Here is a 21,499-nt window from a genome sequence, read left to right as displayed (position 1 = left end):
GGGACTCCACGATTCGGACGAAAGAGGATGCTTCACCCTAACCGCGTTTCAAACCAATTTCAGCTGACCAGTCCTGTCCAAACGGCCACTTTCCTATCTCCCGTGTACGGCCGCCACGGTGACGCGACGGCCGTACCCCGGTGCAGGTCAGTGGAAGAAGTGACGGGTCCCGGTGAAGTAGAGGGTCACCCCGGCGGCCTCGGCCGCGGCGACGACCTCCTCGTCCCGGATCGAGCCGCCCGGCTCCACGATCGCCCTCACCCCGGCGTCGATGAGGATCTGCGGGCCGTCCGCGAAGGGGAAGAACGCGTCGGAGGCCGCCACGGCCCCCCGCGCGCGCTCCCCGGCCCGGGAGACCGCGAGCCGCGCCGAGTCGACCCGGTTGACCTGGCCCATGCCGACGCCGACGCTGGCCCCGTCCGCGGCGAGCAGGATCGCGTTGGACTTCACCGAACGGCACGCCCTCCAGGCGAAGGCCAGGTCGGCGAGGACCTCGGCAGAGGCGGCCGATCCCGCCTTCAGCTCCCAGGAGGACGGGTCGTCCCCGGGCGCGTCGATCCGGTCGGCGGCCTGCACCAGCAGCCCGCCGTCGATCCGGCGGAACTCCGAGGGGTTGGACGGCCCGCCCGGGCAGGCGAGCAGCCGGATGTTCTTCTTGGCGGTGAGCGTCGCCAGCGCCTCCTCGGTGAAGGAGGGGGCCACCACGACCTCGGTGAACACCTCGGCGATCTGCGCGGCCAGCTCGCCGTTCACCTCGGCGTTGACCGCGATCACGCCACCGTACGCCGAGACCGGGTCGCAGGCGTGGGCCTTGCGGTGGGCCTCGGCGACGTCCGCGCCGACCGCGACGCCGCACGGGTTCTGGTGCTTGATGATCGCCACGGCGGGCCCGTCGAAGTCCCACGCCGCCCGCCAGGCCGCGTCGGCGTCCAGGTAGTTGTTGTAGGACATCTCCTTGCCGTGCAGCTGCTCGGCCGCGGCCAGGCCGTCCTTCTGGTCGGCGTACAGGGCCGCGCCCTGGTGCGGGTTCTCGCCGTAGCGCAGAGGCGAGCGCAGCTCCCAGGCGGCGCCCATGTAGCGCGGCCAGGCGCCCTCCTCGGCCGCGTAGACCTCGGCGAACCAGGAGGCCACCGCGGTGTCGTAGGCGGCGGTGTGGGCGTACGCGGCGGCGGCCAGGCGGCGGCGGTCGGTGAGGGTGAAGCCGCCCGCCTCGATCGCGGCGAGCACGTCTCCATAGGAGGCCGGATCGACCACGACCGCTGCGGTGGCGTGGTTCTTGGCCCCGGCCCGGATCATCGCCGGACCGCCGATGTCGATCTGCTCGACGCACTCGGTGTCGGAGGCGCCGGAGTCGACGGTCTGCCGGAACGGGTAGAGGTTGACCACGACCAGTTCGAACGGCTCGATCTCCAGCTCTTCGAGCTGCTTGACGTGCGAGGGGTTGCCGCCGTCGGCGAGCAGGCCCGCGTGCACCCGCGGGTGCAGCGTCTTGACCCGGCCGTCGAGGCACTCGGGAAAGCCGGTCAGGGACTCGACGGGAGTGACGGGGACGCCGAAGGAGGCGATCCTCGCGGCGGTGCCCCCCGTGGAGACGATCTCCACGCCCGCGGCGTCGAGGCCGCGGGCCAGTTCCTCCAGCCCGCTCTTGTCATACACCGCGATCAACGCGCGCCGGATGGCGATGCGGGTCACTTCGTGCTCCTCATGGTCGTTTCCGGGTCTCTCCCGGGGATCCGGCTCATTCGCCGGTGCGTCCGAGTCGGACGGTTCTGCCGGTCACGGTCCAGCCCTCGCGGGCCATCCGTCCGACGGTGTCGACGAGCAGGTCGCGCTCGACGGTCTTGATGCGTTCGTGCAGGGTGGCCTCGTCGTCGCCGTCCAGCACCGGCACGGCCTGCTGCGCGATGATCGGCCCGGTGTCGACGCCGGCGTCGGCGAGCATCACCGTGCAGCCGGTGACGCGCACGCCGTACGCCAGCGCGTCCCGAACGCCGTGCGCGCCCGGGAAGGAGGGCAGCAGCGCGGGATGGGTGTTCAGGACGGGGAAGGCCCGCAGGGTCGGCTCGCCGAGGATCTTCATGAAGCCCGCGCAGACCACCAGGTCGGGCCGGTGAGCGGCGATGCGTCCGGCCAGGGCCAGGTCCCACGCCCCGCGGTCCGGGTGGTCGGCCAGCCGCTCCACGAAGGTCGGCACCCCCGCCCGCTCGGCGCGGGCCAGCCCTTCGATCCCGTCGCGGTCGGCCCCCACCGCCACCACGCGGGCGCCGTAGGTCTCGTCTGCCACGGCGTCCAGCAGGGCCTGTAGGTTGGTCCCAGAACCGGACACGAGGACCACGAGCCGAACGGCCTGGGATGACACCGACGCTCTCCATTCGGACGGGGACTCACGCCGCTGCAAGGGTATCGGCTGTCCGTACGAACGATACAAGGAGGTCAGGTGACACTACCGGTCCAGGTGCGGCCCGCCGAGAGTGCCGGCCGCAGGGCGCTGTGGCTCGCCGTCGCCGCGGTGGTGATGACGCTGGTGCTCCCGCTGGCGGGGGTCGTGATGGCGTTCTTCGCCCTGGTCACCTCGGTACGCGCGATCCGGACGCTGCGTTCCGTGCCCAAGCCCGCCGGCATCGCCGTGGTGGGCGTCGTGCTGTCGGCCGGCGCGCTGGTGGTGTCGGTCGCGATGTCCGCGCTGCAGTTCTACTTCAGCGACGAGCTGGCCGCCTACGCCGAGTGCGGCAGGGGCGCGGGCACGGTCGCGTCGCAGAACGAGTGCGTCGAGCAGCTCGAACGGGCCCTTGAGAAGAAGATGCCCTTCGTGCGGCCGGGGCAGATGCAGTTCCCCTTCCCGCCCTGAGAACCGTCCCGGACGGCCCCGCGGGAGCCGTCCGGAGCACCGGGGACGTCGTGAGAACCCCGCGCGCCCGCGGGAAGGCCCTCCTGGACGACCACCTCCGCGGCCGACGACGGACGCGGGCGGTGGGTCGTCCGGCGGCTCCGGCCGCGAGGTCGTTCAGTCGCGGTCCCAGGCGTAGGGGTCGACGTAGATGACGTGGCCGCCCTTGTCGTCGGACTCGTCGACGATGTCGCGCCGGGGCGGGCGCGGCGGGTCGGGGCGGCGGGTCGCGAGCGTGTCCTCCGCGGCGGCCGAGGCGTGCTCGTCCTCCCAGTCGTCCCGGATGACCGGGATCGGCTGGGTGTCGCACTCGGTGGCGTCCAGCCAGTGACCGGGAAGCCTGCGCAGCTCCTCGGGCTCGGCGAGACCGGCCTTGCCTGCCACCGACCCGGCGGCCCGCGCGAGCTTGACGCCGGCCTTGCGGACCGGCGCGGTGGCCGTGCCGACCTTGGCAGCCGCCTTGGTGACGGCCGTACCGTGCCCGCGGAAGAGCAGCCACCAGTTGGCCAGCCCGGCCGCGATCCCGGCCGCGACGCCCACCTCCAGCGTCACCGAGAGCATCACCTCCCAGGCCGCCGGGCCCACCTCGGAGAGCCGCGCGCCACCGAGCGAACCGCCCGAGAGCGCCGCCAGCAGGCCCGCCGCGGCCCCGGTGCCCAGCCCGCAGGCGAGCCCCCACAGCGGAGCCCCCTCGTACGAGGAGGAGGGGGAGATCCGCACGACCAGCACGCCCGCCACGGCACCGGCCACGAACGGCACCGCGACCACCGCCATCACCCAGGCCGGGGTCGGGCCCGCCTCCGGCAGCGCGCCCAGGATCGGCAGGCTCGGCACCGTGCCCAGCTGCACCCCGGTCGGCGCGACGAGCGTGCCGGTACCGACCGCGAAGCCGGGACCGGCGATGTAGGCCATCGCCCAGATGACGGCGTTGAGCAGGTAGAGCCCCTGGATCAGCAGGAGCAGCAGCCCGCCCACGAATCCCGGGGCCAGGATGCCCGACAGCTCACCGACCTGGCCGAAGTTGGCCACGGTGGCCCCGGTCACCAGGATCGCGCCGGCCACGAGCATGATCGTCAACGCGGCCGACGTGCCGGCCACGACCGAGCGCAGCCGCTCGGGCAGCAGGCGCAGCATGGACCGCCAGGGTCCGATCGTCCTGGCGACGGCCACCGAGCCCGCGATGAAGGCCAGCACGAGATGGCTGATCAGCACGTCGCCGAGGAAGGGCTGGGTGATCTCGTTCCTGGTGATCAGCGCGATGAGCCCGGCCAGCAGCGCGTACGGCGCCGCCAGCGAGATGCCCGCCTGGGCGACCAGGACCAGCTGGGCCCTGCGGCGCGCGTTGGACACCTCCCTGGGGGTGTTCTTGGGCAGCCGGGCCGGAAGGCGGAGCCGCAGGTCCGCGTCGCGGGCCATCCACATCCCGGCGCGGTACAGCAGGAAGGCGGGCAGGATCGTCAGGCCCAGGGGGAGCAGTCCCACCGAGCCGCCCGGGATCGCGAAACCCGCGTGATGGGCGGCCAGCCAGAGCTGGGACGCGGTCCGGAACACCGCCGGCAGACCGACTCCCAGCGCGCCACGCGGAGCGGCGATCCAGCCGACCAGGGTGAGCGTGGTGAGCACCGCCAGTCCCACGCCGAGCGTCCAGGCGGCGGCGAGCATCCCGGAGACGGGAAGCGGCCGGCGGACGTCGTCGTCGTCACCGGTGAGGCCGGGCAGGGGGATACGGCTGAGGACGTTGCGGGGAGCCGTCCGTAGCTGATCGAAAAGGGCCGTCACAGTAGTCGATGGTCTCAGCATCTCCGGTGTGGAAGGGACTCCTGCGCCCCGCGTGTCGCGCACCGCCCCTCGGCGGGGACGTGTGGTATCCGGGCCGTGGCCGGAACCGGGAGCGGGAGCGGGAGCGGGAGCGGGACCATGGTCGGGGGCTGTGGCCAGGACCGTGGCCATGGTCGGGACCGGGACCATGGTCGGGACCGGACGGCGAAGGGCGCCCGGCGAGATGCCGGACGCCCTTCGGTGGTACGCGATCCCCGCGCGCGGTTTCCGCGCGGTCTCTCTTGCGCTTCTCGTGCGCGTTTCTCATGCGCTCCGGCGCGCGGTTCTCGTGCGCCCCGGTGCGCGGTGCCCGCCCCGGTACGGCTAGAGCGCCTGGACGACCTCGCGCATCAGCCGCGCGGTCTCGCTCGGGGTCTTGCCGACGCGCACGCCGACCTTCTCCAGGGCGTCCTTCTTGGCCTGCGCGGTGCCGGCCGAGCCGGACACGATCGCGCCCGCGTGGCCCATGGTCTTGCCCTCCGGAGCGGTGAAGCCCGCCACGTAGGCGACGACCGGCTTGGTGACGTGCTGCTCGATGTAGGCGGCGGCCCGCTCCTCGGCGTCGCCGCCGATCTCGCCGATCATCACGATCGCGTCGGTGGCCGGGTCGTCCTGGAACGCCTGGAGCGCGTCGATGTGGGTGGTGCCGATGACCGGGTCACCGCCGATGCCGACCGCGGTGGAGAAGCCGATGTCGCGCAGCTCGTACATGAGCTGGTAGGTCAGCGTGCCCGACTTCGAGACCAGGCCGATACGGCCCGCGCTGGTGATGTCGGCCGGGATGATGCCCGCGTTGGAGGCGCCGGGCGAGGCGATGCCGGGGCAGTTCGGCCCGATGATCCGGGTCTTGCCACCCTTGGCGACCGCGTAGGCCCAGAACTCGGTGGTGTCGTGGATCGGGACACCCTCGGTGATCACCACGCAGAGCGGGATCTCGGCGTCGATGGCCTCCTTGACGGCGTCCTTGGTGAACGCCGGGGGCACGAAGACGACCGACACGTCGGCGCCGGTCTCCTTCATGGCCTCGGCGACGGCGCCGAAGACGGGCAGGCCCTCGTGGACGGTACCGGCCTTGCGGGCGTTGACCCCGCCGACGACGCGGGCACCCGAGGCGAGCATGCGCCGGGTGTGCTTGGTGCCCTCACCGCCGGTCATGCCCTGGACGATGATCTTGCTGTTCTCGGTCAGCCAGATGGCCATTACGCACCTACCGCGGCGAGTTCGGCGGCCCGCTTGGCCGCATCGTCCATCGTGTCCACCAGTTCGACGCCGGAGAGCTTGGCGTCGGAGAGAATCTGACGCCCGAGTTCGGCGTTGTTGCCGTCCAGCCGGACGACCAGCGGGCGGCTCACGCTCTCGCCGCGGGTCTGCAGCAGCTCGAAGGCGGAGACGATACCGTTGGCGACCGCGTCGCAGGCGGTGATCCCGCCGAAGACGTTGACGAAGATCGACTTGACCGCGGGGTCGGAGATAATGATCTCCAGGCCGGCCGCCATCACCTCGGCCGAGGCGCCGCCGCCGATGTCGAGGAAGTTGGCGGGCTTGGGCTTGCCGGGGAACGCCTCGCCGGCGTAGGCGACGACGTCGAGGGTCGACATGACCAGGCCCGCGCCGTTGCCGATGATGCCGACGGAGCCGTCCAGCTTGACGTAGTTGAGGTCCTTGGCCTTGGCCGCGGCCTCCAGGGGGTCCTCGGCCGCCTTGTCCTCGAAGGCCTCGTGGTCCGTCTGGCGGAAGGCCGCGTTGTCGTCGAGGGTCACCTTGCCGTCGAGGGCCTTCACCTGGCCGTCGGCGGACAGGATCATCGGGTTGACCTCGACGAGGGAGGCGTCCTCGTCGACGAAGGCGCACCAGAGCTTCTCGATGAGCTCGGCGGCACCGTCGAGCGCCACCTCGGGCAGCCCGCCGGCCTGGGCGATCTCACGGGCCTTGGCCCGGTCGACGCCGTCCAGCGGGGAGATCGGGACCTTCGCCACCTTCTCGGGCGTGCTGTGCGCGACCTCTTCGATGTCCATGCCGCCCGCGGCGGAGCAGATGGCGAGGAACGTACGGTTGGCGCGGTCGAGCAGGAAGGAGAAGTAGTACTCCTCCGCGATCGCGCTGGCCTCCTCGATCAGGACCTTGTGGACCGTGTGGCCCTTGATGTCCATGCCGAGGATGTCGGTGGCCTTCCGCTCGGCGTCGGCCGCGTCGTCGGCGACCTTCACGCCACCGGCCTTGCCTCGACCACCGGTCTTGACCTGGGCCTTGACGACGACACGGCCGGTCAGCTGCTCGGCTGCCGCCCGTGCCTCCTCCACGGTGTGCGCGACGACGCCGCGCGGCACCGGGATGCCGTACTCCGCGAAGAGCTCCTTCGCCTGATGTTCGAACAGGTCCACGAGGGTCCGTCCTTGCTTGTCCGGCTGGTGTACAGATGTGAGCGGGCCGGCTCCACGATCCAAGGGGGAGCCCGGCGGTTTTGCGCCAATGAAGCCTAGCCCGCCTGATGACATGACCAGGCAACCGGGTCCATGATCGCCTGGCCGAATGTTGTTCGTGACCTCGCGGGGGTGCGAGGGACGCGAGAAACCGCCCGCGCCGGTCCGCCGGAGACGTCCGCGACGGCGTGGCCGATCCACGCGCCGATCCACGCGCCGATCCGCCGGAGACGTCCGCGACGCCCCGACGGGTCCACGCGCCGCCTGACCCCGGCAGGTCCGTGCGCCGTCCGGCCCGGACGGGTCCGCGCCGGTCGTCAGACCGGCGAGGGGATCGCGCTCCGGACCCAGTCGACGATCTCCTGCGTGGTGGCGCCCGGTGTGAAGATGCGCGCGACGCCCATCTCCTGGAGCGCGGGCATGTCGGCCTCGGGGATGATCCCGCCGCCGAAGACCACGATGTCGCTCGCGTCGTTCTCCTTCAGCAGCTCCAGCACCCTGGCGAAGAGCGTCATGTGCGCGCCGGACAGGATGGACAGGCCGATCGCCGCGGCGTCCTCCTGGATCGCGGTGCGCACCACCTGCTCGGGCGTCTGGTGCAGGCCGGTGTAGACGACCTCCATCCCCGCGTCCCGCAGCGCGCGCGCCACGATCTTCACTCCCCTGTCGTGACCGTCCAGCCCCGGCTTGGCGATGACGACGCGGATCCTCGGCACGGCATCCATACAGACCTCCTTGTCTGCGCTCCCCCGCAACATGGGAGCTGTCGGCAGCGTAACCGGCCCCGTCCCGGTACCGTCCAGCGACCGGTTCGATTCTCCCTCCGGGCCCTTCCCCGGCGCGCGCCACGGCCCGGCGTCGCCACCTCCGGAATCCCACCGCTTTCCCGGTACGGCGAACGCGCCGTGAATTCCACGGAACGGCGAAAGAAAGCCGGGCTCCCATCACGTTCGAAAAACGGGAAAACAACGTTCCGTGATCGCGTGGAAACAAGAATGCCCATCCCGGCCCTCCGGACGGAATCCCGGAACACGAGGAGGCGTTCTGCACGGAATATGCACGATTAATTCAAGACGAACGTCCGCATGCGCTATCTTTTCGTGATCTAGCACTGCGAGAGTGTGCAGACCCTTCGCCGTCAGGGCGCGGGGCACCATCAGGAGGACTTCCCTTGAAGCGATACATCGCCGGGCTGGCGTGCGCCGCAACGGCCGTGCTGGGCGTCCCGGCGCTGGCATCGACCGCGCACGCGCAGGTCGCCGATCCGGTCACCGCGCTGAAGAGCCAGTTCAAGAACGGACGCGGTGTCACCTACACCGACACCATCAAGATTCGTCGGCAGCAAAAGACCGAGGTCCTCGGCAAGCGCGTCGGTGAATTGCAGTTCGGCGCCTCCGGGGTGATCGCGTCCGACCACACCACCACGCTGCGCATCAAGGAGGGCGACCTCGGGCTCGGCCTTGAGTCGAACGACGAGGAAGACAGCCCGGAGAGCAAGCGGTTCAACAAGCTGATGGCCGGGCTGGCCGAGCCCGAGCGGGTCGTCCGGATCGGGAACAAGGCCTACATCTCAGGCGGGGCGTTCAGCCGGTTCATGCCGACGGACAAGCCCTGGCTGCAGTATCCCGAGGACACGCACGGCGTGACCGGCTCGATGGGCCAGCCCGTCAACGCGGCCGAGCCCGCCACCCTCAAGGCCCTGCTCGCGCACGCCACGGTGAAGCAGACCTCCGCCTACGCGGGGAAGATCACCTACGGTGAGCTCTACAAGATCTCACCGTGGTTCCGGGCGTTGGCGGAGAAGAAGCCGTCCGACCGTCTGATCAAGATGAAGCTCAACTGGAAGCTGTTCCTGGACGGCCGCGGGCTCCCCGCCAGGCTGACCACGTCGGTCGGAAGCGGAGCGGCGGTCCACACCGCCTACACCAACTGGGGTGCCCCGGTCGCGATCACCGCTCCGCCGGCCGACCAGATCGCCACCGTCAAGGACGCCCAGGCGGGCTTCGAGGCCGTCGAGGCCATCCCCCTGCTCAGCGGCAAGTGAGCTCCCTCGCCCCCGGCAGGTGCCACCTGCCGGGGACGGGGCCGTCCGGGCGTCCGGGCGTCCGGCCCGGCGCCTTCACCGATTCTTGATCCGTTGTTTCGCCGTATAGGCAAGAATCTTTTCCTCCTCCGCGACGACGCGCGGACACCTACGGGAGGACCCCCTCGATGAGGCGAACGCTCGCCGCCCTGACCGGCGCGACCCTGGCAGCCCTGATCGCCCCGCTGCCCGCCCTGCCCGCTCCGGCCGAAGCCGCGAGCGGACCGGCCGCCCTGACCCCGGAGGCCGGTCGGTCGGCCTCGGCGGCCGACCCGGTCTCGGCGCTCACCCGCCGGTTCAAGGCCCACCGGGGCGTGAGGCTCGCCGAGAACACGAAGATCATCGGTGAGGGGAAGAAGTACCGGACGATCTTCACCCGGCGGTCCGGCGTGCTGGAGTTCGGCGGGAAGGGCCTGGTCGCCTCGGACCTGACCACCCGGTTCACCGTTCCCAGCAAGGGCGAGGACGGGCTCGCGGGCGTGTTCGCCCCCTCGCGGACCATCTCGGTGAAGGGCACCGCGTACACCTCGGGCGGCATCTACGCCGACTCGATGCCCGAGGGCAAGAAGTGGCTGCGCACGCCCGGCGACACGGGTTCCCTGGTCAGCGCCGTTCAGCAGATCATCAGCACCGTCGAGCCGGGCACGCTGCGGGCGACCCTGGCCCGCACCGCCGCCAGGCGTCCGGGAGGCACCTGGGACGGCACCCGGACCACGGTCCACTCGGGCACGATCACGCTGGGCGAGCTCTTCAGGGTCTCCCCCGCGGTGCGCGCGATGCTCGGCACGAAGCCCACCGGCAGGTCCGCCACGCTCCCGGTGAGCTGGAAGATCTACCTCGGCTCCGACCTGCTGGTCCGCCGGGTCGTGTCGTCGTACACGGAGTCGACCAGGGGCCTGAACAGCACCGAGCTGACCTACGTCAACGACACCCGCTACACCGGATGGGGCACCAAGGTCACGATCAAGGCGCCGCCCGCCGACCAGGTGGCCGACTTCGACGAGCTCACCGTCGGCGCCGACGAGGCCCGGGGGGCCCAGGACCCGGTCCGGGGGTTCTTCGAGAACTGACCGGGCCGGTCCGGCCCGCGCCACGCCTCCGGGGAGCGGCACCGGCCGCTCCCCGGACGCCCGGCGACGGGACCCGCTTCTCGGACGTCCCCGCTGTGATCCGCTTCTCGGACGTCCCCGGAGCGACCCGCTTCTCGGACGTCCCGGGGCGACCCGGATGGCCCCTTCCCGGCCCCGCTCACGGCAGGACTCAGAGCTTCTCCAGCGGCGCGTACGCCAGCAGCAGGGTCTTCTCCCCGCCACCACCGAAGTCGATCTTGACCTTGGTCTTCTCGGCGACGCCGTCCACGGACACGACCGTGCCCAGGCCGAACGCGTCGTGGGTGACCCGGTCCCCCGGGGTGAGGTTCGGGATCGTCCTGCCGCCGGGCCTGCGGGCCGGGGCGGGGCGGGACTCGCGGCGGGTGGCGGCGCCCCAGGCGTTCTTCTCCGGGTCGCTGCGCCAGTCGACCAGCTCGGCCGGGATCTCCGAGACGAACCGGGAGGCCGGGTTGAACGCGGGCGAGCCCCAGGAGCTGCGGACGGCCGCCCGGGAGAGGTAGAGGCGCCGCTCGGCCCGGGTGATGCCGACGTAGGCCAGGCGGCGCTCCTCCTCCAGTTCCTTGGGCTCGCCGAGCGAGCGGGTGTGCGGGAAGACGCCGTCCTCCATGCCGGTGAGGAACACCACCGGGAACTCCAGGCCCTTGGCGGTGTGCAGCGTCATCAGCGTCACCACCCCCTGGCCCCCGTCGGCCGCCGGGATCTGGTCGGCGTCGGCCACCAGGGAGACCTGCTCCAGGAACTCCACCAGCGTGCCCTCGGGGTTGGCCTCCTCGAACTCCGAGGCGACCGAGATCATCTCGTCCAGGTTCTCCAGGCGGCTCTCGTCCTGCGGGTCGGTGGAGGCGGCGAGCTCCAGGCGGTAACCGGTGCTCACCAGCACCTCCTGGGCCAGCTCCGAGGGCGACAGGGCGTCGGCCTTCACCATGAGCTCGTCCATCAGCGCGACGAAGTCCTTGATCGCCTTGAGCGAGCGGGTGGCCATGCCCGGCGCCTCGTCCGCCCGGCGCAGCCCCTCCCAGTAGGGGATGCGCTCCCTGGTCGCGAACGCCTCGACCATCGCCTCGGCACGCTCGCCGATGCCGCGCTTGGGCACGTTGAGGATGCGGCGCAGCGAGACCACGTCGTTCGGGTTGGACAGGAACCGCAGGTAGGCCAGCAGGTCACGGACCTCCTTGCGCTCGTAGAAGCGCACCCCGCCCACGACCTTGTACGGCAGGCCGGTCCGGATGAAGATCTCCTCGAACACCCGGGAGGCGGCGTTGGTCCGGTAGAACACCGCGACCTGGCCCGGCACCACGTCCTCCTCGTCGGTGAGCCGGTCGACCTCCTGGGCGACGAACATGGCCTCGTCGTGCTCGTTGTCGGCAACGTACCCGATGATCTTCGGCCCGGCACCCTGGTCGGACCAGAGGTTCTTGGGCTTGCGGCTCTGGTTGCGCGAGATCACCGCGTTGGCCGCGGACAGGATCGTCTGGGTGGAGCGGTAGTTCTGCTCCAGCAGGATCGTCCTGGCCTCGGGGTAGTCGCGCTCGAACTCCAGGATGTTGCGGATCGTCGCGCCCCGGAAGGCGTAGATCGACTGGTCGGCGTCCCCCACCACGCACAGCTCGGCCGGGGGAAGGCCGCCGCCCTCCCTGACCGGCTCCCCATCCGCGGTGAGCGGCTCGGCCCGGCCGGTGAGCTCCCGGATCAGCGTGTACTGCGCGTGGTTGGTGTCCTGGTACTCGTCGACCATGATGTGACGCCAGCGGCGCCGGTAGTGCTCGGCCACGTCGGGGAAGATCTGGAACAGCGTCACGGTCAGCATGATGAGGTCGTCGAAGTCCATCGCCCCGGCCTCGGTGAGCCGCTGCTGGTAGTTCCGGTACGCCTCGGCGAGCTTGCGCTCCAGGTGGGTGGACGCCTGCTCGGACGCCGTCTCGTAGTCGATCAGCTCGTTCTTGAAGTTGCTGACCTGGGCGGAGAACGACCTGGGCGGGTAGCGCTTGGGGTCGAGGTCCATCTCCCGGCAGACCATCGCCATCAGGCGCTGGGAGTCGGCCTGGTCGTAGATGGAGAAGCCGCTGGGGAAGCCCAGGCGCTTGGCCTCGCGGCGCAGGATCCGCACGCAGGCGCTGTGGAAGGTCATCACCCACATCGCCGCCGAGCGCGGGCCGATGAGCCGGTCGACCCGGTCCTTCATCTCCCGCGCGGCCTTGTTGGTGAAGGTGATCGCCAGGATCTCCTGCGGGTGCACGCCGCGCTCGCCCAGCAGGTAGGCGATGCGGTGGGTCAGCACCCGGGTCTTGCCCGACCCCGCGCCCGCGACGATGAGCAGGGGGCTGCCGTGGTGCACGACGGCCTCGCGCTGCTGGGGGTTGAGCCCGTCGAGCAACGGGTGGGTCAGGGAAGAGGCTGGGATCGACACGCCACCTAGGTTAGAGCGACCGGCCGACAACCGGGTCCGCCGACCGCAAGGAATGCGGACGGACTCCCCGGCGGTTGTGCTGATCGAGTGGTACGCGAAAGCGACGGAAAGGCGTTCCCATCGTGTCCGAGGACCAGATCGACCGCGTGCTGGTGGTCACCGCGCACCCGGACGACGTCGACTTCGCCGCCGCGGGCGCGATCGCGCAGTTCACCGACCGGGGCGTCGAGGTGACGTACTGCGTGGTCACCGACGGTGACGCGGGCGGTTTCGACCGCGAGCTGGACAACGGCGGCATGGCCGAGCTGCGCCGTACCGAGCAGACGGACGCCGCCAAGGTGGTCGGCGTGACCGATCTCCGCTTCCTCGGCTACCGCGACGGGACCGTGGTGCAGAGCCTGGACCTGCGGCGCGACATCACCCGGGTCATCCGCCAGGTCAGGCCGGACCTGGTGATCACCCACAGCCCGGAGCGCAACCACCGGTTCATCGCCCCCAGCCATCCCGACCACCGCGCGGTCGGCGGCTGCACGCTGGACGCCGTCTACCCCGACGCGCGCAACCCCTACGCCTTCCCCGAGTTGCTGCGCGACGAGGGGCTCCAGGCGTGGACCGTCCGCGAGGTCTGGCTGAACGGCGGCCCGACGCCCGACCACCACGTGGACGTCACCGACACCTTCGACCGCAAGCTCGCCGCGCTGCGCTCGCACGTCAGCCAGGTCGGCCACCAGAGCGACTTCGAGGCGTCCCTGCGGGGCCACTTCTCCCGGATCGCCGTCGAGGCGGGGTTCGGCGAGGGCCGCTACATCGAGTCCTTCCAGCGCGTCTCCACCGCCTGACCTTTTCCTTTCAGCGCGTTCTCGATCGCCTGATCCTCCCGCGCGGGGCGGGCCCCCTCCTGTGCGGAGGGGAGCCGCGTCGCGGCAGGAGCCCGCTTCATGAGGCGGGGTCCGCCTCCGGCGGGGCCAGGCGGGCGAAGAGGTAGCCCAGGGAGTTGGTCGCCACGTGGAGCATCGCGGGCGCGGCCAGACCGCCCCGCCTGCGCAGCTCGGTGAAGAGCACCCCGGCGAGCCCGGTCGCGACCACCGAACCGGCCACGACGCGCACCACCTGCCGGACGGACGCCTGCCCGGCGCCGGTCCCGGCGGGGACCGCCCCCGGCAAGACGGGTGCCGTCGCGCTCCCGGGAGCCGCCCCCACCGGGACCGGCGCGGGCCCCGGCCCGGAGACGGGCCCAGAAACGACTTCGGAGACGGGCCCAGGAACGGCCCCGGAGAGAGGCCCGGACGCGGCGGCCTCGTCAGGGGCGCCGGAGGCCAGGCCGCTCAGAGCGGGGTTGGCGGCCATCATGTCGATGGCGGGCAGGACGTGCCAGAGGCCGAACAGGGCCGAGGAGACCGCGGTCGCCGTACCGTGGCCGTGGGAGCGGGCGACGAGGGCGTGCATCACCCCGCGGAAGCCCACCTCCTCCAGCAGGACCGTGCCGATCGGCACCTGGAGCAGGGCCTCCTCCAGCGCGCGGGCGCGGGAGAGCGACAGGGCCCGCTCGTCGCGGAAGAAACGGCGGGTGGCCGGGATCGCGATGCCCACGGCGTAGGAGCCGGCCACCGCGGAGGCGAGCGCCCCGCCGATCCTCAGGCCGCGCGCCCGCTCGTGGAACCCCAGCTCGGCCCAGGAGATCCCGGAACGGCGAGCCATCACGAGCAGCGCGCCGACGGCCGTGGCCGAGGTCAGCGGTGCCAGCCTGGGGGCCACCCGGTTGTTGAGCACGTTGGCCGCCACCAGCACGGCCACCGCCCCGGCCTGGACGGCGAGCCCGGAGGAACCCCGCGCCGGGGCCACGGACCGGGATCCGGCCCGCTCCGCATCGGTCCGCTCCCCGGCGGTCCGTGCCGGATCGGCCGACCCGGCATCGGCCCGCTCCGCACCGGTCCGCCACGATCCGGTCCGCTCCGCACCGGCCCGCCACGATCCGGCCCGCCATGATCCGTTCCGTGCCGGCCTGTGTTCCATGGTCACGCCCCCCTCGGACGTCCCGCGTCCCGCGTGCCGGGGCGCGCCGGGAGCCGCGCGGCCCGGAAGGGCGCCCTCCGCCCCGCCCGTACCCCGGGTCCCTCGAATCCGACTCGAGGCTACGTGATCGACGGCCGGACCGCGGTGGCCCGGCACCGGTCCCGAGGAAGCGCGGTCCCCGGCATCCGCGTGCGGCAGGCCGTCCCCGAGTCCCCGGGGGCCGGGCCGAAGGGGTTCAGCAGGCCGACGTCCCCTGGTCGTAGCCCTTGGCGAACATCGTCTGGCGCTGCTGGGCCGTGCCGTGGGCGTCCGGGCGCAGCCAGTCGTCGGTGGGGTCGCCCGCGGCGGCCAGGTTGACCAGGAGCTCGTCCTCGTCCCCGGGCTCGGTCTGCAGCGAACCGCCCTTGACCAGAGCCCCCAGCGTCCCACCGGCGAAGCAGTCGGCCTGCAGCTCCCGCTCGACGTTCAGCCGGAAGGCGGTGTTCAGCTGGATCTGCACGGCGTGCCCGAACTCGTGCGGGATGATCACGTACACCGAGCCGTCGCCCATCTGACGGTAGAGCTCGCGCATCCAGTTCTCGTCGTAGGCGATGAAGTGCCCGGCCGGGCAGTAGAAGGCGTTGTTCGGCACGGCCTGCTGGTCGCCGCAGGCGGGGCCGTTGTCCCCCTGGTAGGCGATGAAGTCGGTGACCGGCCGGTAGGTCAGGCCGGACGCGGCGAACGTCTGCTTCCAGTAGGCCTCGGTGAGCTCCCTGGCCAGCTCGACGTCCGAGGCGAACGTCTGGCCTCGCGCCTCGGCCGTGGCCCTGCTCCCGGCGCCCCCGTCGCCCTCGACCGGATCACCCTGCCCGCTCCCGCCCCCGACCACGACCCCGCAGGCGGTGAGGGCCGCCGTCACGAGCACCAGAACAAGGAGGAGCGCTCTTCTCATACCCCCATCGTGACCGAAGCCGTCTCCCCGCGTGAAGGGGACCCCCGCCCGCGCGGCGCTCCGAGGGCACGGCGCGTCTCAGAGGTACGGGTCTCAGGGGCACGACGTCTCAGGGGAACGGCCAGGTGTGGACGGGCTCGTTGGTGTGCATGTTCTCGATGTAGTGCAGCGTCATCCGGCGCAGCGCCTCGTGCCTGTCGATGTCGCCGAGCGCGTCCACGGCCGCGATCTGCCAGCTCGCCCCGGTCGTGCCGGTCAGGCAGCGCTGCTCGACGATCCCCAGCAGCCGGTCCCTGGCCTCGGGGTTCACGCCCCACAGGTCGAGCCCCTCGTAGGCGAGCGGCAGCAGGCGGCGCAGGATCAGCTCGGAGGCGGCCACCTCGCCGAGGCCGGGCCAGTAGAGCCGGGCGTCCAGGCCGTGCCGGGCGGCGGCGTGCAGGTTGTCCTCGGCCGCGGCGAACGACATGCGCGTCCAGATCGGGCGTTCGGCGTACGGCAGGACGCGCATGAGCCCGTAGTAGAACGCGGCGTTGGCGGCGACGTCCGCCACCGAGGGGCCGGCCGGCAGCACCCGGTTCTCCACCCGCAGGTGCGGGGTGCCGTCCACGACCGCGTAGACCGGCCGGTTCCACCGGTAGACGGTGCCGTTGTGCAGGGTCAGCTCGCCGAGCGCGGGGATGTTCCCCCGGGACAGCTCCTCGCGCGGGTCCTCCTCGTCGCAGAGCGGCAGCAGCGCCGGGAAGTAGCGGGCGTTCTCCTCGAACAGGTCGAAGACCGAGGTGATCCACCGCTCGCCGAACCACACCCTGGGCCGTACGCCCTGGGCCTTCAGCTCCACCGGCCGGGTGTCGGTGGCCTGCTCGAACAGCGGGATGCGGGTCTCCTGCCAGAGCCTGCGGCCGAACAGGAACGGGGAGTTGGCCGCCATCGCCACCTGGGGTCCCGCGATGGCCTGGGCGGCGTTCCAGTTGGCGGCGAACGCCTCGGGGCTGACCTGGAGGTGCAGCTGGAGGCTCGTGCAGGCCGCCTCGGGGGTGATGCTGTCGGCGTAGGTCTCCAGGAACTCGTCGCCCTCGATCGACAGGTGCAGGTCCTCGCCCCTGGCGGCGAAGATCTGCTCGTTGAGCAGCTTGTAGCGGGGGTTGGCCGAGAGCGTGCCCTCGTGGACGTCCCCCTCGCGCAGGGTGGGCAGGATGCCGACCATGACCATGTGCCCGCCGACGGTGTTGGCCCGCTCCTCGGCGTGGTTGAGGCGATCCCTGATCACCTGTTCCAGCCGGGCCGCCCCGTCGCCCTCCAGGGACTCGGGCAGCACGTTGATCTCCACGTTGAACTGGCCCAGCTCGGTGGCCCAGTCGGGCTCCGCGATGGCCCGGAGCACCTCGGTGTTGCGCATGGCGGCCTCGCCGCGGTCGTCCACCAGGTTGAGCTCGATCTCCAGCCCCGCCTTGGGCTCGTCGAACTCGAACCTGGACTCGCGGAGCATCTGCGCGAAGACGTCGAGGCACCGGCGCACCTTGTCCCGGTAGCGCCGCCTATCCTCGCGGCTGAACACCATCGCTGGTACATCACGTCCCATACTTCGCAGAGTCGCACATAAGTCACTGCTCGTACAGGAGATCGCGACCGATTCGAGGACAAGAATCCGGTACGGCTCCGGGCGGTCCCTTCGGAGCCGAAGCCGGAGCCGCGTCCCCGGAGGGCGCGGGGTCGGCCGGGACGGCCCCCGCGGTCCTCCCTGGCATCCGGCCCGGGTCAGACCAGGCGCCGTGCCGTGGCCCAGCGGGACAGCTCGTGGCGGTTGGAGAGCTGGAGCTTGCGCAGCACGGACGAGACGTGGGTCTCCACGGTCTTGACCGAGATGAAGAGCTCCTTGGCGATCTCCTTGTAGGCGTACCCCCTGGCGATCAGGCGCAGCACCTCGCGCTCGCGCTGGGTCAGCGAGTCGAGCTCGGGGTCGATCGGCGGGGCCTCGCTGGAGGAGAACGCGTCCAGCACGAACCCGGCCAGCCTGGGCGAGAAGACCGCGTCCCCCTCGGCCACCCGGCGGATGGCGTCGGTGAGCTCGCGCCCGCTGATGTTCTTGGTCACGTACCCCCGGGCGCCGCCGCGGATCACGCCGATGACGTCCTCGGCCGCGTCGGAGACCGACAGGGCGAGGAAACGGACCGTGGAGCCGGAGCCCAGGACCTTGCGCAGCACCTCCTGCCCGCCGCCCCCGGGCATGTGCACGTCGAGCAGGACCACGTCCGGGCCGAGCTCGGCGATCGCCTTGACCGCGGACTCCACGTCCTCGGCCTCGCCGATCACCTCGATGGAGTCGCCCAGCTCGGCGCGGACGCCGGAGCGGAACAGCCGGTGGTCGTCGACGATCAGTACCTTCACCGTGCTCATCGCGTCCCCCGCAGCCGTGTCATGACTCGCCGCTCGTTCACGCCTTCTCCAGTTTCATGGTCAGCATCACTTCCGTACCCTCGCCGGGTTCGGTACGCACCCGGGCGCTGCCCCCGTGGCGTTCCATCCTGCCGATGATCGACTGGCGGATACCCATACGATCCTCGGGTACCTCGTCCATGTCGAACCCGGCCCCGCGGTCCCTGACGAAGACGGTGACCTCGTCCGGCTCCGTCTCGGCGTAGACGGAGACGACCTCGGCCCCGGAGTACTTGGCGGCGTTCACCATGGCCTGCCTGGCGGCCTGCATCATCGCGGACAGCTCGGGGGTCAGCGGGCCGTCGCCGACGCAGACGACCTCGATCGGCACCCCGTGGGCGTCCTCCTCCTCGGCCGCGACCCGCCGCACGGCCGCCGCCACCGAGGCGTCGGCGTCCTGCTGGGGCTGGTACAGCCAGTTGCGCAGCTCCCGCTCCTGGGCGCGGGCCAGCCGCATCACCTCGCGGGGGTCCTGGGCCCTGCGCTGGATCAGCGTCAGCGTGTGCAGCACCGAGTCGTGCACGTGCGCGGCGACCTCGGCGCGCTCCTCCTGGCGGATGCGCTCGCGGCGCTCGCGCTGCAGCTCCTTCCACAGGGCGGCCAGCCAGGGGGTCGCGATCAGCGCGACGCCGCCCACCACCACCAGCGTGAACACGATGCCGGGACGCGCCTTGCCGAGCTCGTCGTTGGCCACCAGGAAGCCGATCGCGCCGACCACCACGAGCACCAGCCCGAGGAAGGTGCGGACCCGGTTCTGGCGGACCTGCCCCACCGTGTGGCTCATCCAGCGCTGCCGCCGGTCGGGGTCGGCCTGCTGCCACAGGATCAGCGAGCCGATGCCGCCCACGGCGAGCGGCCAGGCGCCGAGCCCGGCCCCCGAGGTCCCGGTGAGCCAGCTCAGCGCGACGAGCGCCAGCCCGATCGCGCCGTATGCGGCGATCTGGCTCCAGTCCCTGGCGGGCTCCCTGCCCTCGTGGGGTTCGCGCGAGGTGAACATCCACAGGGCGGCGTAGGCCACGGCACCGAAGCCGTCCACCACGGTGAGCAGCACGAAGGCCAGCCGCAGCACGACCGGGTCGAGCCGGAGCTGGGCGGCGGCCCCCTGGGCCACCCCGGCCACCAGCCGCCCCTGCACCGGCCTCACGAGGCGGGGAAGGGGCGCGTCCTTGGACGTCACGGGCGCCGTGTCGAGAAGTGTCTGTCGGTCAGCCATATCGTCAGCATCGTCACACGAACCAGCGTGCCACCGCATCAGGCGTTCCCCTGAAGCGACCCTGAGGGAAGGGCCTGCTCTCCGGGGTCACTCAGGGGTCTCCCGGATGCGGCGGGGAGCCGGAAAGGCCACGATGAGAGCATGAAAGACACCGGCCGGGCCCAGGAGCACAGGATCGGCGTGCCCGGCTCCGCGTCCGCCCTCCCCGAGGGGGAGCGGAACCTGGGGCGCAGCGATCAGGGGCGCATGCTCACCGGCGTCTGCGCCGGCCTGGGGCGGTACGCCGGTATCGACCCGGTGCTGTTCCGCGTCGGCTTCGCGGTGCTGGTCCTCGGCTCGGGGATCGGCATCATCCTCTACATCGCGGCCTTCCTGCTGATGCGCGAGACCGACGGCGGCCCCGGCCACCTGGAGCAGTGGACCCGGCGCGACTTCGACGGCGAGACGGTCCTGACCCTGCTGACCGGCGTCTTCGTCCTCGGCCTGGTGATCAACATCTCCTCGGACGGCGTCGGCACCGGGACGATCGTGGTCGGCACCGTCTTCGCCATCGCCCTGCTCGCCGCCCACGCCCGGGGGGTCGACCTGCTGGCCGTGGCCCGGTCGCTGCCCGACCGGCTGCGCCGCCGCGGGAGGACGCGTCCCGGCGACTCCTGGCCGGGAGCCTCCGACGGCCCCCGGCCGGTCGGGGAGCACGACCACGCCGCCCGCGCCGCCTGGGCCGACGGGCACGCGGGACCTCCCGTGCCCGGGAACGCCAGGGACGCCGGGGGCGGCGGGGACCTCCGGGACACCGGGACCTCCCCCGGGAACGCCGCGCGGACCTCCGCGTTCACCTCCGCCCATGCAGCGGAGTCCGTCACCTCGACCGTGAACGCCCCCGGCCCCGCGGACGCCCCAGGCTCCGCCCACGCTCCCGGTCCGGCGCACGCCTCCGGGAACGCCGCTCACCCCCCGGCCCGCGCCGTCGCCGGGCCGGGTGGTGAGCCGGCCTCGGAGCCGCCTGGCCCCGGCTCCCCGGGCGGGTACGCCCCGGGTCCGGGTCCCGCCGGCCCGTCCGGGGGGTTCCCCTCGGCCCCCTTCCGCGCCGCGTCGGCCCCGTACCGCACCGCGGGCTCGTCGTTCGACTCCTCGGGCGAGCCCTTCTCGCCGTACGGGCCCTACCAGCCCCTCGACCCCCGCAGGCGGGCACAGCCGCACGACCCCTACGACCTGTCCGGGTACGGCCAGGCGGTCCAGGCACCGCCCAGGCCCCGCCGGCCGAGGTCGTTCGTGGGGGTCGTCACCATCATCCTGGCCATGATCGTTGGAGGGATCACCGTGGCGATCCAGTCCACCTCGGGATCGGTCGACATGACCGTCGCCGGAGGCGCCGCGCTCGCCGTCATCGGCGCCGGCCTGCTGGTCGCCGCCTGGGTCGGCCGGGGAGCGGGGCTGGTCGTGATCGGCACCGTGCTGTCGATCGCCCTGGTCGGCGGGTCCCTGCTCGCCGGCATGCCCAAGAAGTTCGGCAACTACCGCTGGGAGCCCGTCGCCCTGTCGGAGGTGGCCCGCGGCTACGAGGTGGGCGTGGGCGAGGGCACCCTGGACCTGAGCGAGCTGGTGCTGCCACCGGGCTCGCGGACCGTCCTGGACGCGTCGGTCACGGTCGGGGAGATCAGCGTGGTCCTGCCCGCGACGGTCAGGGCCGAGGTGAACGGCTACACCAGGTTCGGCGACGTCAAGATCGACCACACCGTGGAGGGCGGTGCCGACATCCGGCACAGCAGGGTCCTGGAGCCGGAGGTGGACCCGGAGGAGGACGTGGCGACCATCGTGCTGAACATCAAGGCGGGCATCGGGGACGTGGAGGTGCGCCGTGCCGCATGATCCCGAGCGTCCCGGGTCCCGCGAGCTCCACGAGCGCCGGCGCGTGCACCGTACGGACTGGATGGCGCTGCTCAGCGGCATGCTGTTCGTCTCGGCCGGGGTCGTGTTCGTGAGCCGGCCGTCCGTCGAACCGCTGATCATGCTCACGATCCTGGTCGGCGGCCTGGGCCTGGCGGGCCTGGTCGCCATCCTGGCCAGGGTGATCCGGCGCTGACCGGGAGGGCCCGGAGCCGGCCGTAGGGCCGATGCCGGCCGACGGGCTCTGTACCGGCCGTGGGGCCCGGCACCGGCGTGGCGTGGCGCGGAGGGGTTG

17 protein-coding genes and 1 pseudogene are annotated in these 21,499 nt (G+C 71.9%); 6 read left to right on the top strand and 12 right to left on the bottom strand.

All coding sequences use genetic code 11. From position 1 onward, the window contains the following. Positions 1-147 precede the first annotated feature (147 nt). Together purH and purN are read right to left on the bottom strand one after the other, a co-directional pair. Entirely contained in the window at positions 148-1,692 is a 1,545-nt protein-coding gene (gene purH, locus ACZ6RT_RS15685) for a bifunctional phosphoribosylaminoimidazolecarboxamide formyltransferase/IMP cyclohydrolase (protein ID WP_399185840.1), read from the bottom strand. Between the two features lie 46 nt (positions 1,693-1,738). After that, entirely contained in the window at positions 1,739-2,359 is a 621-nt protein-coding gene (purN, locus tag ACZ6RT_RS15680) for a phosphoribosylglycinamide formyltransferase (RefSeq protein ID WP_399185839.1), read from the bottom strand. A 78-nt stretch (positions 2,360-2,437) separates the two neighbouring features. On the opposite strand from purN, the gene ACZ6RT_RS15675 reads away from it, so the two are divergent. Then, positions 2,438-2,848 (top strand): hypothetical protein, encoded by a 411-nt coding sequence (locus ACZ6RT_RS15675; protein WP_399185838.1) that lies wholly within the window; start codon positions 2,438-2,440, stop codon positions 2,846-2,848. A gap of 156 nt (positions 2,849-3,004) precedes the next feature. Here ACZ6RT_RS15675 and ACZ6RT_RS15670 read toward each other — a convergent pair whose 3' ends face one another. The 4 genes from ACZ6RT_RS15670 to ACZ6RT_RS15655 form a co-directional block, all read right to left on the bottom strand. Further along, a complete protein-coding gene (locus ACZ6RT_RS15670; protein WP_399185837.1) occupies positions 3,005-4,666 on the bottom strand; it encodes a cell division protein PerM in 1,662 nt (553 codons plus the stop codon). Positions 4,667-5,029: 363 nt separating this feature from the next. Next, positions 5,030-5,905: a succinate--CoA ligase subunit alpha gene (sucD, locus tag ACZ6RT_RS15665; protein WP_399185836.1), complete on the bottom strand. Its 876-nt coding sequence runs from the start codon at positions 5,903-5,905 to the stop codon at positions 5,030-5,032. Then, positions 5,905-7,086 carry an ADP-forming succinate--CoA ligase subunit beta gene (gene sucC, locus ACZ6RT_RS15660; RefSeq protein WP_399185835.1) on the bottom strand — a complete coding sequence of 394 codons (1,182 nt, stop codon included), beginning with the start codon at positions 7,084-7,086 and terminating at the stop codon, positions 5,905-5,907. The genes sucD and sucC overlap by 1 nt, the downstream gene beginning before the upstream one ends. A 356-nt stretch (positions 7,087-7,442) precedes the next feature. Continuing rightward, a complete protein-coding gene (locus ACZ6RT_RS15655) occupies positions 7,443-7,850 on the bottom strand; it encodes a cobalamin B12-binding domain-containing protein (RefSeq protein WP_344889743.1) in 408 nt (135 codons plus the stop codon). Positions 7,851-8,296: 446 nt separating this feature from the next. Between ACZ6RT_RS15655 and ACZ6RT_RS15650 the strand changes: the two genes are divergently transcribed. Beyond that, the gene (locus tag ACZ6RT_RS15650) at positions 8,297-9,169 is read left to right on the top strand and encodes a hypothetical protein (protein ID WP_470154111.1); all 873 of its coding nucleotides are present in this window, start codon (positions 8,297-8,299) and stop codon (positions 9,167-9,169) included. Positions 9,170-9,336: 167 nt separating this feature from the next. Beyond that, positions 9,337-10,278 carry a hypothetical protein gene (locus ACZ6RT_RS15645; protein ID WP_470154109.1) on the top strand — a complete coding sequence of 314 codons (942 nt, stop codon included), beginning with the start codon at positions 9,337-9,339 and terminating at the stop codon, positions 10,276-10,278. Between the two features lie 190 nt (positions 10,279-10,468). Here ACZ6RT_RS15645 and pcrA read toward each other — a convergent pair whose 3' ends face one another. Then, positions 10,469-12,727, bottom strand: coding sequence for a DNA helicase PcrA (gene pcrA / locus ACZ6RT_RS15640; protein WP_470154108.1), 2,259 nt, complete (start codon positions 12,725-12,727; stop codon positions 10,469-10,471). A gap of 119 nt (positions 12,728-12,846) precedes the next feature. Between pcrA and ACZ6RT_RS15635 the strand changes: the two genes are divergently transcribed. Continuing rightward, positions 12,847-13,566, top strand: a complete 720-nt coding sequence (locus tag ACZ6RT_RS15635; protein WP_399186091.1) for a PIG-L deacetylase family protein — start codon at positions 12,847-12,849, stop codon at positions 13,564-13,566. A gap of 97 nt (positions 13,567-13,663) precedes the next feature. Here ACZ6RT_RS15635 and ACZ6RT_RS15630 read toward each other — a convergent pair whose 3' ends face one another. The 5 genes and pseudogenes from ACZ6RT_RS15630 to ACZ6RT_RS15610 all read right to left on the bottom strand — a co-directional run bounded on the left by ACZ6RT_RS15630 (position 13,664) and on the right by ACZ6RT_RS15610 (position 19,317). Next, positions 13,664-14,569 carry a CPBP family intramembrane glutamic endopeptidase gene (locus tag ACZ6RT_RS15630; RefSeq protein WP_470154106.1) on the bottom strand — a complete coding sequence of 302 codons (906 nt, stop codon included), beginning with the start codon at positions 14,567-14,569 and terminating at the stop codon, positions 13,664-13,666. 406 nt (positions 14,570-14,975) lie between these two features. Further along, a pseudogene (locus ACZ6RT_RS15625) lies at positions 14,976-15,683 on the bottom strand (neutral zinc metallopeptidase); the annotation flags it as partial. A gap of 97 nt (positions 15,684-15,780) precedes the next feature. Then, positions 15,781-17,250, bottom strand: a complete 1,470-nt coding sequence (locus ACZ6RT_RS15620) for a glutamate-cysteine ligase family protein (protein WP_470154104.1) — start codon at positions 17,248-17,250, stop codon at positions 15,781-15,783. 176 nt (positions 17,251-17,426) lie between these two features. Next, on the bottom strand, positions 17,427-18,065 hold the full coding sequence (locus ACZ6RT_RS15615; RefSeq protein ID WP_344889767.1) for a response regulator transcription factor: 639 nt from the start codon (positions 18,063-18,065) through the stop codon (positions 17,427-17,429). A gap of 37 nt (positions 18,066-18,102) precedes the next feature. Continuing rightward, entirely contained in the window at positions 18,103-19,317 is a 1,215-nt protein-coding gene (locus ACZ6RT_RS15610; protein ID WP_344889770.1) for an ATP-binding protein, read from the bottom strand. 141 nt (positions 19,318-19,458) lie between these two features. On the opposite strand from ACZ6RT_RS15610, the gene ACZ6RT_RS15605 reads away from it, so the two are divergent. Next, the gene (locus ACZ6RT_RS15605; protein WP_470154102.1) at positions 19,459-21,186 is read left to right on the top strand and encodes a PspC domain-containing protein; all 1,728 of its coding nucleotides are present in this window, start codon (positions 19,459-19,461) and stop codon (positions 21,184-21,186) included. Continuing rightward, positions 21,176-21,400: a hypothetical protein gene (locus ACZ6RT_RS15600; protein ID WP_399185827.1), complete on the top strand. Its 225-nt coding sequence runs from the start codon at positions 21,176-21,178 to the stop codon at positions 21,398-21,400. The genes ACZ6RT_RS15605 and ACZ6RT_RS15600 overlap by 11 nt, the downstream gene beginning before the upstream one ends. Positions 21,401-21,499: the final 99 nt, after the last annotated feature.

It is taken from the genome of Streptosporangium sp. NPDC050148 (assembly GCF_055586505.1).
Note: the sequence above shows the minus strand (reverse complement) of the source record. Positions and strands in the feature narration are given on the sequence as shown.

Bases quoted from the DNA above. Each gene is read 5' to 3' on its own strand.
- sucD (WP_399185836.1), bottom strand. From the start codon at position 5,905: ATGGCCATCTGGCTGACCGAGAACAGCAAGATCATCGTCCAGGGCATG.
- ACZ6RT_RS15655 (WP_344889743.1), bottom strand. From the start codon at position 7,850: ATGGATGCCGTGCCGAGGATCCGCGTCGTCATCGCCAAGCCGGGGCTG.
- ACZ6RT_RS15645 (WP_470154109.1), top strand. From the start codon at position 9,337: ATGAGGCGAACGCTCGCCGCCCTGACCGGCGCGACCCTGGCAGCCCTG.
- ACZ6RT_RS15620 (WP_470154104.1), bottom strand. From the start codon at position 17,250: ATGGGACGTGATGTACCAGCGATGGTGTTCAGCCGCGAGGATAGGCGG.
- ACZ6RT_RS15615 (WP_344889767.1), bottom strand. From the start codon at position 18,065: ATGAGCACGGTGAAGGTACTGATCGTCGACGACCACCGGCTGTTCCGC.
- ACZ6RT_RS15610 (WP_344889770.1), bottom strand. From the start codon at position 19,317: ATGGCTGACCGACAGACACTTCTCGACACGGCGCCCGTGACGTCCAAG.
- ACZ6RT_RS15605 (WP_470154102.1), top strand. From the start codon at position 19,459: ATGAAAGACACCGGCCGGGCCCAGGAGCACAGGATCGGCGTGCCCGGC.